Genomic DNA, 12,300 nt, shown 5'->3' with positions numbered 1-12,300 from the left:
AAAACCGGCATGAAGCCGGTTTTTCTTATCACTGGTCTTTTACCACTTTGCATAGTGCTGTTCGAGCAGTCCATATTCATTCAGTAATACAATCTCTTGATCACCCTGCTGAATCGTACCACTAATCTTGGCTTGCCACTGACTAAACTGACTGCCCACAAGACGCAAATTTAGGTTTTCAAAACGGCGCCAACCGGTGGTCACGGTTAAATTTAAGCGTTCATCTAGCGAACGAATGCTCCAACGCCCTTCTTCTTCCATTTGGAACAGAACATCACTGACGGTGTATAGTTTTCCATTCACCCACAAACAGTTTTCATTGCCAAAACTTTCATTCACACCAGAGGCTAAGTTCAGACCAATACGCTTACCCTGTGCATCCCAAAAACTACAAGAGAGCCAAAACCAAGCTGTTTCCGGTCGAAGGAAACCACAGGTATCATCTAGCGCAGCCAAGGTTCGCTCATTAAACTGAATGATCTGCCCCGCTTTATTGGTAAAAAACCCCTCGCAAGCTAAGGTGGTCAGTTTCTGGGTATAAGTCCAACCATTAATCCCTGTTGGACTGCACATACTCAATGGATCAGTACCTGCGCAGAAAATACGGGCGCTCAGCTTAATCTCACCATACTTGGTGACTTGAACATAGCGCACCCCATTGGCATGCTGAATTTCAATTTGAAAAGGTGAATTTGCAAACACACTTTGATTATATAAAGGCTGTTCATCTAATACGGTTTTACGCGCCAAAAAATTCACGGCGTTCCATTCAAGTACTTCATTTTTGAGATGATCATAAATATAAACAAAACCATGCCCAGCCCAAGCAATATCAGCAATCGCTAAGCCAATGGTGTAATGCTCATGTTGAATGCTACAAAACTTAAATTTCTTATATTTCAGCTTTTTCCGCCAGCCAGTGAGTACTTCACCATATGGGGTTTTATACTGATACTTATTTAAATCAATGGTTTTTGGAAGTTCGCTAAACCGACCATAATGTGGTTGTCCATTGGACTGAATCAAATCCATTGATGCTTTATCCTTAAGCAAAAGTTAATTAATATCCATAAGCCTATTATGCCTATAATTTTAAAGGTGAAAAGTATTTAGTTTGTTTTTTCATCAAATTATTCACCAAACCTGCTTTTTCTTTTTAATACATCACTTAAAAAAAATTAGGAATGATTCAAACTTAATTTAACATGAGATATGTATTTTCCCATGTATTTACATCAAACTCAGCTTCAACCAAAGTCACATAACGCCCATATACACAATCAATCGAGATACAGTCATCGACATCTAAAACACGGTCAGTATGTTGCTTTTGCCACGTTTGATCAAAATGTTGTTTGCCAAGTTGTTTGGCTTCTGTGGCATGCGGAGCAACGACGAGTACATAACGATGTAATTCACCAAATTCACGTGTGTCATAGCCACCTAAATTTATGAGCCACAGTTTTTCATCCTCTGCTTGGGGTTGGGCATCACTAAACTGTATTTGGTATTTTTTTCCTCGACATTCAATGCCATTCACTTGCGCCCAAGCATCAATATGTAAGCCTTTTTGTTCACCAAACCACGCATTTTTAAGTTGCGGATAAACATCTTCAAGCGAATCACCAGCGGCTAAAACCACATCATGAACTTCTGTATTGGCGCGGGCATGACGGCCACCGAGCATGACAATAAATAGGCTGGGCATTCTATTTCCTTTCTTTTGAGACATTTTTACAGCTAACATGCGACTCACTGAAACGTCATTCGCAATTGTTCGAGGTAGACCACACTTCGAGAGAAATGTTTTCGCAACGACATTAATCACATGAAAGTATAGGACGAGTTTTGCGAATGACAATGCCTTTGGTTACTTTGGGCTTATTCAAAGTAACATTATGAACTCTTTACATTTGAGGTGTAAGCAGTAAGACTCCGTCAAAATGCAGATAACGTTACATGACCATTAAGATAAATTTGACCAAAGTTTTCATTAGTAGGAAATATCTTACTTTGGTTTCGGAAAAAGTAACAAAACCATCTTGTTGAGCAGACAGCCATGTTGCCTTCCCTTATTCATGTTTTTGATAACCTTCTATTTCAAAAAAATCGTGCTGAATTACTTCAGCACGATTTTCATATTGTATAACCTTCTCCACAGAGAGAAGCTTCACACCAGAGGAAAATTACATCTCAACCATTTCCACACCATCAATACGTGCCACAGTCATTAAGTCCTTATCACCACGACCTGAAACCGTCGCAATAATAATTTGATCTTTTGACATCGTTGGCGCAAGTTTAGTGACATACGCCATGGCATGAGAACTTTCCAGTGCAGGAATAATCCCTTCAATATGGGTTAAATCACGGAAACCTTGTAGAGCTTCGTTGTCATTGATCGGCACATATTCAACACGATGCATATCTTTCAAGAAGCTATGTTCAGGGCCTACACCTGGATAATCCAAACCTGCTGAAATCGAATGTGTTTCAATGATTTGACCTTGTTCATCCGACATCAAATAAGTACGGTTACCGTGTAAAACCCCAACATGACCTGCATTTAATGGAGCAGAATGTTTACCTGTTTCAATGCCATAACCCGCGGCTTCAACGCCGTACATTTTTACATCTGGGTCATTTAAGAATGGATAGAACAAGCCCATTGCATTTGAACCACCACCGACACATGCCACCAAAGCATCAGGTAAACGCCCTGCTTGCTCTTGAATTTGTTTACGTGCTTCACGACCAATAATCGATTGGAAATCACGAACCAATTGTGGATAAGGATGTGGGCCTGCAACCGTACCAATCACATAATAAGTTGAATCAACATTGGTGACCCAATCACGCATCGCTTCGTTCATGGCATCTTTCAATGTTTTAGAGCCACTTTCCACAGGCACAACGGTTGCACCCAACAAACGCATACGATAGACGTTCATGGCTTGACGTTTTACGTCTTCTGCGCCCATGAAAACGACACATTCAAGACCTAAACGTGCTGCGATCGTAGCCGTTGCAACGCCATGCTGCCCTGCACCTGTTTCAGCAATAATTCGTTTTTTACCTGACAGTTTTGCCAGTAAAGCCTGACCAATGGTGTTATTCACTTTGTGCGAACCCGTATGATTGAGGTCTTCACGTTTTAAATAAATTTGCGCACCACCCAACTCTTTCGACCATCGCTCAGCATAATATAAAGGACTAGGACGACCTACATAGTAGGCGAGGTCACGGTCGAATTCTGCCAGAAACTGCTCATCATCCTTCATACGGAAATAGAGCTTTTCTAAGTCTTCTAATGCTGCCATTAGAGTTTCTGACACAAAACGTCCGCCATGGATACCGAAATGCCCTTTTGCATCTGGGTATTGGGTATAGTCAATCACATTACTTTGCTGATCCACGATGGACTCCTTGCATGAAGTTTTCTATAAGTTGTTGGTCTTTTATACCTTTAGCGGATTCGACGCCTCCGCTGACATCTACAGCATAAGCCCCAGTCGTCTTTATAGCGTCTTCAACATTAGTTGGGGTTAAACCACCAGCTAAAATTAAAGGAATATCCAGTTTGGGGAATTGTGACCAGTCAAAACTGTGTCCTGTTCCCCCTTTCAGTTCAGGATGCCATGCATCTAAGAGCACTGCGCTTGCCCCTGCCTGTTGAAAGCGTTGAACTTCTGCCACCACATCCATTTCAGGTTTCACTTGAATGGCTTTATACCAACGACGTCCTACTTGTGCAGCAATTGCCTGACAGTCTTTTGGTGTTTCATCACCATGAAACTGAATGATATCCAGCGCTACTAGTTTTAACACATCGGCAATGTCATCCGCAGTTGCATTCACAAAAAGCCCAACAGTTTGCACATAGGCAGGCACATGTCGAATCAATTCTTTAGCTTGAGCTGCACTGACATGACGTGGACTAGGCGGGAAAAATACAAAACCAATCGCATCAGCCCCAGCATTGACCACAGCTTGAATATCTTGGCTACGGGTAATTCCACAAATTTTGGCACGGGTTCGCATAGGTTATGACTCTGGCTCAACCCTATTTATAGCTGATCTATAAATAACAGGGCAAATCATTGTAATGCAATTTTTTCACCTTGCGTAAAGTTCATCCTGAAAAAATCTTTACATAGATTGTTTAATTCGCATACAAACCTTATACTTCGCTCAAATGCAATAAGTCTAAGCACTATGCTTTAGGGAAGTTGGTGAGAGTCCAACACTGCCCCCGCAACGGTAAAACGAAACGTATATCTTTATAAGTATTTGCACTTACATCACTGCACTCGTGTGGGAAGATGGATATACCAATATTGTTCGCAATATTTATATTTAAGTCCGGAGACCTGCTTGTTGCGCCATTTAACTCAATCATTCACGGGGGGTGAATGTATGGAGCCAGCATGTCAAATTTATGTCAGCCTACAGCTTTAGTGGGCGCAATCGCTATTGCGATGGGTTTCTCTACGTCTGTATCTGCACAAGACAGTTCTAATGTTGTAAATGCATCTTTAGAAACATTGGTGGTCACTGCAACCCGTTCTGAAGAAAAGATTAAAGACGTACCAGCACGTATTACTGTGATTTCAAAAAGTGAAATCGAAAAAAATCCAGCTCTCAACTTATCAGATTTAATTCAACGTGATCCGTCTGTTTTTGTCAAACAAAGTGGCGGAATAGGTCAGATCACGGAAATCTCAATTCGTGGAACTAGACCAAATCACACTCTCATATTGAAAGATGGCGCTCGTCTAAATAGCCAAAACCACCTTGCTGCAATTTATCCATCATTTCTTGATTCATCTGATCTTGAACAGATAGAAATTCTTAAAGGTCCAGCCTCTGTACAATATGGAACAGAGGCAATTGGTGGAGTGGCTCAAATGATAACCTCAACTCCAACAAAAAATAGCAGTTTTATTACAGGTATCTATGGGGAAAATAATACCTATAAATCTATTGCAGGAGCTGACCTCATTCAAGATGGTTTTTATGCACAAATTAGAGGACAGCGCTTAGAAAGTGATGGAACACGAGTTCTAGATAATCAAAGCAAAGATCAAAAAGCCGCTTATGATCAGAAAGGTTATAGTGCGAAAGTAGGTTACGACAATAAAAAGAATATTAAAACTGACCTGTCAATCAGTCAAAATGAAGGGCTGAGTCAATTCTACAATTACATGACTATCAAAAATAATGCAGAGCGTATATTTGAGAACCGTCTGATTAATTCAAGCATTCAATATGGTTTTGCTGAAAATCTTACATTATCTGCACGTTATTCAAACTTTATTGATAACCAACAAGTAAAAGATAGTGATCCAAACCACTTTGATACAGAAAACAATGAAGGTGATCTAAACTTAAACTGGAATATAGACTCTAAGAATAATTTACTCGCAGGTGTAACTTATCTAAAATCAGATTTTAAAAGTAATGATGTAAAAGATAAAAAACAAAGTATCGATTCTACCGGTTATTATGTTCAACATCAGTATAAGACAGATAAGCTAAATACTCAGGTTGGTGTTCGTACTGAAGATAATGAACTATTCGGTACACATACAATCGGTCAAGGAGCTGTTCGTTATCAAGTATTACCCGAAACAAGTATTTATGCCAATATCGGATCAGCTTTTAAAGCCCCATCCCTTACAGAACTCTATTATTTTTCAGAAAAGTCCTATGGAAATACCTATGGTAATCCTGATCTCAAACCAGAAGAAAGTATTTCCTATGAAATTGGTGTAGATCAAAGAATTGGGCAAAACCTAAATGCCTTTTTATCTGCTTACCATACTGAAATAAAAAATTTAATCAGCTATAAATACTCAAGCCCGAACTCAACTTATATCAACATAGATAAAGCTGAAATCAATGGTGGTGAGCTAGGTCTTAAATGGAAAAAAGATGACCTATTCCTAAACACAGAATACGCTTATGTTGATTCAAAAGATAAAAAGACTGATCTGAGAATTGCATATAAGCCTAAACAAACTTTCACTTTAACGACTGGACTTGAGAATTCGATTTACGGAATCAGTGCTTCACTTATTGCACGATCAGATATTTATGCAGATACTGCCAATAAAGTTAAAGCTCCTGGTTATGCAACCGTTGATTTAAACATGTACTGGAATATCAATCCTAATATTAAAGTGTTTAGCAATATTGAAAATATGGGCGATGTAGAATATAGAACAGCTGATAACTTTGGCGATGGTTGGTATGTTAACGGGGGACGTCAAGCCTCTGTAGGAGTCACTTTCCGTTATTAATTTAACGTAAAGACTCAAAAAAATTTAAAAACAGCGCAGTTTATGGATAATGTTTTGACCGACATTATCCTTTTTTTCATTCTTTAGGCAGGACAAATTATGGGCCACCGTTTAAGTAAAATTTATACCCGTACTGGCGACTCAGGCACCACAGGTCTGGGCGATGGATCACGTGTGACTAAAGATGATCTAAGAATTACCGCACTTGGTGATGTGGATGAACTTAATTCAACAATTGGCGTACTTCGTGCTCAAATTACCGCAAGTCAAATCACGGACAAAGCAACATGGGATAAAAGCTTAAGCCTGATTCAGCATTGGCTTTTCGACTTAGGCGGTGAAGTCTGTATTCCCAACTATCACTTGCTTCAACCTGTTTGTATTGAGTTTCTTGAACAAGAAATTGACCGTATGAATGAAGACTTACCCATGCTGAAAGAATTTATCTTACCTTCGGGTTCTTTAGCATGTAGCTATGCACACCAAGCACGCGCGGTATGTCGCCGAGCTGAACGTAGCTTAATGTCAGTGCACACGCGTGATCAAAATATTCAAAGCACCGCACTACAGTTGCTCAACCGCTTATCGGATTGGCTTTTTGTCGCATCGCGTGCTTTACAGCGTGCTGAAGGTGGCTCGGAAGTACTTTGGCAAAAAAATATTAATGAAACTATTTAAACGTTTCTAAGTTTTAGAACGAAATAGATCTTTTCGGAGTCTTGCAGTGATCAATTCACTGCAAGACTTTTTGATGTTACTTTTCTTTTGGGCAAAGCAATCAAAACCATTTTTCCAAGCGTAAAACTCGTCAAATACCATCACTTATCGTGAATATAAACATTTCATTCAAATTCAGTCCTACCTCAAACCATTACGAATCACATTTACGCATATCTGATATCTCTACCTTAGAATCTATCCCAATCAGATATTTTTAGCGCTACAATCACTCAAAAGACGTATATAGCTCAGGTTCAATATGAGAATCATCGGACATCGTGGTGCACGTGGCGAAGCCCCAGAAAATACACTCGGCGGTTTTCAATATATTTATGATCTAGGCATACGTGCGGTCGAATTTGATGTTCGTCAGCTCAAAGACCATGAGCTGATCATTATGCATGATGACAACATGCTCCGAACCACTGGGATCGACCAAGCACTCTACCCATTAAGCAGCACAGAACTCGATAGCTATAATCAAGCACATATTTGGCTAGACTGGGAAAAGCAAAGTACCCCAACACTACGACAAGCCCTCCAGATTATGCAGGACTTTGAACATCTTGAAGTTGAAGTCAAAGCTGTAGAAACACAAGCTGAAGCGGAACGACTAACACAACATCTCACACAGCAACTTAGAGGCTTTGAACACAGTGCGGTCATCACCAGTTTTGATCTTAAAATCCTACAAGCACTCCAAAATCAAAACTCAACATTTAAACGTGGCTTATTGATTGAAGACGATATTCAACATCTTGCGATTGAACAAGCGCTCAAATACGACTGTTGCCAAATCGGCTGGATGAACCAACTCGCAACCGATGACTTGTTAAAAGCCACACAACAAGCGAATTTAGCCATTAGTGTTTGGACAGTGAATGACATCGAGCGCGCCAAACATTTACGTGACTGCGGCATTGATGGATTAATTACCGATTTTCCTAAAATGATGCTACAACATTTGGCAGATGCGCATTGAACAATGCCAAAGATGGACTTGAGTTTTACATGAGCAGTGGCACTGAAAATGTTCATTTTTCATATTGATCGCTCTGCTAATATAAAGCCTAGAAATGCTTCGATAATTTCGATATCTAAACATTCGTATTCTGTTACTGTTTAGTACAATACATCTGTACAATAATGCTAGTGAACCAAGGTTCGCTCATGCTAATATGCTGTAGCTTAATCCATGCAAAAAGTAATGGATTGACCTTCCATTTATACCTCCCAAGGTTTCAGGAGTGCTGTTGGAGATGAATGCTCCCCTACCCAAAGCCCCATTTAACTGGGTTGCAATTTTTGCATTGGTTTTTCTTCCGATTGTGGCTGTGATTGCAATTCCCTTATATGCCTTTCAGCATGATTTCAGCTTAGCCGCTTGGATCAGTATGTTTGTATTACTGGGTGTTAGTAGCTTAGGTATTACCGCTGGCTATCACCGTCTATGGGCACACCGTGCTTATGAAGCAAACTTACCTTTAAAAATCATTTTAATGATTATGGGTACCTTTGCTGTGCAAAACAGTATTTTATATTGGGGTTCAGGTCACCGTACCCACCACCGCCATGTCGATGATATCGAGAAAGATCCCTACTCGATTAACAATGGTTTTTGGTATGCGCACATGGGGTGGATGCTTCGTGACTATCCATCAGCAGAACCTGATTTTAAAAATGCACCCGATTTACTGAATGATAAATTGGTGATGTTCCAACACAAATACTATGTTCCTTTAGTGATCATCGTCCACACTGGTATTTTATTACCGATTGGTTGGGCTGTAGGCGACTTATGGGGCGTGTTATTGTTGGGCGGATTAATGCGTTTAATTCTCAGCCACCACGTCACGTTCTTCATTAACTCTTTATGCCACATGTGGGGCAAACGTCCATATACAGACGAAAATACCGCACGTGACAACTTCTGGTTAGCTATTGCCACTTGGGGTGAGGGTTATCATAACTACCACCACATTTTCCAATACGACTATCGTAACGGGGTGAAATGGTGGCAGTATGACCCAACTAAATGGTTGATTTGGTCATGCTCAAAACTTGGTTTAGCTAAAAACTTACGTCGTATTCCGAGCTTTAATATTAAAAAAGCTGAACTTGCGATGAAGTTTAAATACGCAGAACAAGACTTAGAAGTTCATGGTCTCAATGTCAATGATGACATCAGCTCGGCGAAAGCTCGTATTGCGCAAGAGTATGATGCATTCACCCAAACCTTGAATGACTGGGCAAAATTGAAAGAACAAGAAATTCAAGCCAAGAAAACAGCAGTGGCTGAAAAAATCCATCAAATGGATGAAAAGCTCAAAATTGAGTTTCAGTTAGTCGAACAGCGTCTAGGTCATCACCGTCAAACCTTGACCACCTTGATGCGTAGCATTAAAAAAGCGCCTGTTTCACAATAATTGATCTCTGATTTACCATTTCAAAAGAAAGCTCCGCAAGGGGCTTTTTTTAGCAGTTCATAAAGGATAACAGCATGGATATTAACAATATTCCTTTCGGTATTACCAACTGGGCCGAGATACCAACCACCCGCCATACAGGTGATCAGGGTCATGCCCTATGGCGTACTCAGCAATTTGACGCGATTCGCGTGCGTATGGTGGAGTATTCTGAGAACTATTTGGCCGACCACTGGTGTTCTAAAGGGCATATTCTGTTGTGCTTAGAAGGCGAACTACACACCGAACTAGATGATGGTCGAACTTTTACCCTCACAGCTGGCATGAGTTACCAAGTTGCAGATCAAGCTGAAGCCCATCGCTCGTCCACCTCAAAAGGTGCTAAACTGTTTATAGTTGACTAAAACAGTTGGATATATGTCTTAACACTAAAACTTTGCTATATTGATGGGGTCATGGCTTATCCCTTGTGATCCTTCACTATGCAGTTCAATTCACGCTATTCTCTCCTTCCGTCAAAACTTTATCACCATCAACAGCCCCTGCCACTGAAAGGCGCAAAAGCAGGTCATTTCAATGCTGCTTTAGCAGAACAGTTGCAATGGTCTGAAGCCGACAAACAGTCTTGGGTAGAGATTTGTAGCGGACAAAAAACCTTTAGTGAATTTGAACCATTGGCAATGGTCTATGCTGGGCATCAATTTGGTCAGTGGGCAGGACAGCTCGGTGATGGTCGGGGTTTATTGATCGCACAAATCCTCGATCAACATGGGCAAACCATTGACCTGCATTTAAAGGGTGCAGGTTCTACTCCTTATTCTCGAATGGGAGATGGTCGTGCGGTACTTCGCTCCGTCATTCGTGAGTATTTGGCTGGACATGCGCTGAATAGTTTAGGTGTCGCATCAAGTAATGCTGTTGGCTTTACCTCATCGGCTCAAGGCGTGCAGCGAGAAAAATTGGAACTCGGTGCCATGATGTTACGTACATCGGACTGTCATATTCGCTTGGGGCATTTTGAGTGGATCAACCAGTATCAACCTGATTTACTCGGCGAATTCACCCAAGAATGCATCGCATGGCATTACCCCGAGTGTTTAGATGCGGAACAACCTGTTTTGGCATTTGCAACCCAAGTAATTCAACGGACTGCGGTAATGGTTGCCAAATGGCAACTGGTCGGCTTTGCACATGGAGTGATGAATACTGATAATTTAAACATTACAGGTTCAACCCTCGATTTTGGTCCTTATGGTTTTATGGAACGCTTCCGTCCGAATTGGATTAACAATCACTCCGACTACCAAGGCCGCTATACCTATCAGCAGCAGCCGAGCATTGGACACTGGAACTTATGGACATGGTTGAATAACCTCATTCCGCTTTGTCCGCAAGACTATGACAAAGAACAATGGAAGCAAGACCTTGCCACTTGCCTAGAACACTATGAACCCACGTTCTTGGAGCACTACAAACTGAGTTTAAGTCAGAAAATGGGCTTACCTCATTTTCATACTGAAAGTTTTGACTGTGCCATGACCTTCTTACGGATTCTACAAACCGAACAGCTCGACTACACACAAAGCTTTACGCGTTTACAGAATCAACAATATGAAACGATTAAAGATGACTGCCTTGACCGTCGTCAATTTGAAAGTTTCCTCGCGCAATATGAACAAATTCGTGCAAATCAAGACACAGCAGAACTCAATGCAGCCATGCAACAAGCCAATCCTGTTTATATCCTACGCAATCACATGGCACAAAAAGCGATTGAGCTGGCTGAACGGAATGATTTCTCAGAAGTCGAACGCTTATTTGACCTGCTTAGCCACCCGTTTGAACGAAATGTAGCACTAGAGAAAGCGGAAGATTTAGCACCTTTGCCAACGGATGTTCCTGAGGTGATGGTGAGTTGTTCCTCTTAAGCATTTGGCTTAAACTGTGGATAAATTAAACAATATCCACAAGGCTTTCCACTAGAGTGATGATCAACATGTCCTTACACCTTATTGCTGCAAAAGCTGCACTTGCCCTGCCAGAAGTGATGTGCAGTCAGCCCTTTGGTGAAGGCTGTGATGTCTATAAAGTCATGAATAAAATGTTTTTGCTCAATTCATCTTTAAGTGGGGCAGCTTTAAGTAACTTAAAAGTTACGCCTGACCACGGCGCGATGTTACGTGATATTTATCCGTATATTCATGCAGGTTGGCATATGAATAAAAAGCATTGGATTTCAATTTATGAGCATGAAAACTTAGATTCGGATTTAGTCATTGATCTAGTACATAGCTCTTATGAACTCGTGGTATCCAAGCTGAATAAACTACAAAGACAGCGAATCGCTGCGCTTAAAGCCATCACCTAAATATGTATTGAATGAAAAAGATTTTTAATTACGCCTATTACATGTTCTAAAGCGCAACCCTATCACTGCATCAAACAGGTCATGGATTTGAAGGTATATTGTCTCGGCTAAACAGTTTTTCAACGTTTTCTACGTATTGCCCATTTGGAACCCAAATTTTGAAAAGAAAAGCGAAATGAGACATTTATAGATGATAAAAAAAGCCCGACATCCTGTCGGGCTTTTTCGTATTGGTTAGCTAGGTATAACTCCTGTTGTACCTCACATCCTAGTGTTGAACTTATCATTTTTGTTTTATGTTTTGGAACTTCCCGTTCTCTATGACTGCATCATATAAAAAATCTTGGGACTGACCTAGACGCAATCGACTTGAATAGTTGTAAGCCAAAACGTACATGGAAAAATAAGCTTAATTAGACTTACCCCCAAAATTATCCGCAGAAATTGTGGATAGTTTTCAGGATAACCGAAGCTAAACCTGACT

General features: G+C 40.7%; 11 protein-coding genes and 1 riboswitch. Of the genes, 7 read left to right on the top strand and 4 right to left on the bottom strand.

Annotation, left to right across the window (positions count from 1 at the left end; all coding sequences use genetic code 11):
- Nucleotides 1-39: 39 nt before the first annotated feature.
- The 4 genes from AC0KVP_RS02965 to AC0KVP_RS02950 form a co-directional block, all read right to left on the bottom strand.
- Entirely contained in the window at nt 40-1,032 is a 993-nt protein-coding gene (locus AC0KVP_RS02965; RefSeq protein WP_159153230.1) for a DUF2804 domain-containing protein, read from the bottom strand.
- 163 nt (nt 1,033-1,195) lie between these two features.
- A complete protein-coding gene (locus tag AC0KVP_RS02960) occupies nt 1,196-1,708 on the bottom strand; it encodes a DUF1543 domain-containing protein (protein WP_473338876.1) in 513 nt (170 codons plus the stop codon).
- Nucleotides 1,709-2,186: 478 nt separating this feature from the next.
- On the bottom strand, nt 2,187-3,416 hold the full coding sequence (gene trpB / locus AC0KVP_RS02955) for a tryptophan synthase subunit beta (protein ID WP_279698817.1): 1,230 nt from the start codon (nt 3,414-3,416) through the stop codon (nt 2,187-2,189).
- Nucleotides 3,400-4,041: a phosphoribosylanthranilate isomerase gene (locus AC0KVP_RS02950; RefSeq protein WP_473338872.1), complete on the bottom strand. Its 642-nt coding sequence runs from the start codon at nt 4,039-4,041 to the stop codon at nt 3,400-3,402. Before AC0KVP_RS02950 ends, trpB begins: the two co-directional genes overlap by 17 nt.
- Nucleotides 4,042-4,185: 144 nt before the next feature.
- Nucleotides 4,186-4,392: riboswitch (cobalamin riboswitch) on the top strand.
- Nucleotides 4,393-4,427: 35 nt separating this feature from the next.
- Here AC0KVP_RS02950 and AC0KVP_RS02945 point away from each other — a divergent pair.
- From AC0KVP_RS02945 to AC0KVP_RS02915, 7 genes are all read left to right on the top strand, one after another.
- Complete coding sequence (locus AC0KVP_RS02945; RefSeq protein WP_473338870.1) at nt 4,428-6,302, top strand: TonB-dependent receptor plug domain-containing protein; 1,875 nt, start codon at nt 4,428-4,430, stop codon at nt 6,300-6,302.
- 99 nt (nt 6,303-6,401) lie between these two features.
- Complete coding sequence (locus tag AC0KVP_RS02940; RefSeq protein WP_078388464.1) at nt 6,402-6,980, top strand: cob(I)yrinic acid a,c-diamide adenosyltransferase; 579 nt, start codon at nt 6,402-6,404, stop codon at nt 6,978-6,980.
- A 301-nt stretch (nt 6,981-7,281) separates the two neighbouring features.
- A complete protein-coding gene (locus AC0KVP_RS02935) occupies nt 7,282-8,004 on the top strand; it encodes a glycerophosphodiester phosphodiesterase (protein WP_473338865.1) in 723 nt (240 codons plus the stop codon).
- A gap of 277 nt (nt 8,005-8,281) precedes the next feature.
- Nucleotides 8,282-9,448, top strand: coding sequence for an acyl-CoA desaturase (locus tag AC0KVP_RS02930; RefSeq protein ID WP_473338861.1), 1,167 nt, complete (start codon nt 8,282-8,284; stop codon nt 9,446-9,448).
- Between the two features lie 74 nt (nt 9,449-9,522).
- Nucleotides 9,523-9,852: a DHCW motif cupin fold protein gene (locus AC0KVP_RS02925; RefSeq protein WP_473338859.1), complete on the top strand. Its 330-nt coding sequence runs from the start codon at nt 9,523-9,525 to the stop codon at nt 9,850-9,852.
- 78 nt (nt 9,853-9,930) lie between these two features.
- Nucleotides 9,931-11,376: a protein adenylyltransferase SelO gene (locus AC0KVP_RS02920; protein WP_473338856.1), complete on the top strand. Its 1,446-nt coding sequence runs from the start codon at nt 9,931-9,933 to the stop codon at nt 11,374-11,376.
- Between the two features lie 68 nt (nt 11,377-11,444).
- Nucleotides 11,445-11,816, top strand: coding sequence for an MmcQ/YjbR family DNA-binding protein (locus AC0KVP_RS02915; protein ID WP_473338853.1), 372 nt, complete (start codon nt 11,445-11,447; stop codon nt 11,814-11,816).
- Nucleotides 11,817-12,300: the final 484 nt, after the last annotated feature.

This window comes from Acinetobacter sp. DL27 (assembly GCF_055810995.1).
This window is presented reverse-complemented; position numbering and strand designations above follow the sequence as displayed.

Bases quoted from the DNA above. Each gene is read 5' to 3' on its own strand.
- AC0KVP_RS02940 (WP_078388464.1), top strand. From the start codon at position 6,402: ATGGGCCACCGTTTAAGTAAAATTTATACCCGTACTGGCGACTCAGGC.
- AC0KVP_RS02950 (WP_473338872.1), bottom strand. From the start codon at position 4,041: ATGCGAACCCGTGCCAAAATTTGTGGAATTACCCGTAGCCAAGATATT.
- AC0KVP_RS02935 (WP_473338865.1), top strand. From the start codon at position 7,282: ATGAGAATCATCGGACATCGTGGTGCACGTGGCGAAGCCCCAGAAAAT.
- AC0KVP_RS02945 (WP_473338870.1), top strand. From the start codon at position 4,428: ATGTCAAATTTATGTCAGCCTACAGCTTTAGTGGGCGCAATCGCTATT.
- AC0KVP_RS02925 (WP_473338859.1), top strand. From the start codon at position 9,523: ATGGATATTAACAATATTCCTTTCGGTATTACCAACTGGGCCGAGATA.
- AC0KVP_RS02965 (WP_159153230.1), bottom strand. From the start codon at position 1,032: ATGGATTTGATTCAGTCCAATGGACAACCACATTATGGTCGGTTTAGC.
- AC0KVP_RS02930 (WP_473338861.1), top strand. From the start codon at position 8,282: ATGAATGCTCCCCTACCCAAAGCCCCATTTAACTGGGTTGCAATTTTT.
- AC0KVP_RS02960 (WP_473338876.1), bottom strand. From the start codon at position 1,708: ATGCCCAGCCTATTTATTGTCATGCTCGGTGGCCGTCATGCCCGCGCC.
- AC0KVP_RS02915 (WP_473338853.1), top strand. From the start codon at position 11,445: ATGTCCTTACACCTTATTGCTGCAAAAGCTGCACTTGCCCTGCCAGAA.
- AC0KVP_RS02920 (WP_473338856.1), top strand. From the start codon at position 9,931: ATGCAGTTCAATTCACGCTATTCTCTCCTTCCGTCAAAACTTTATCAC.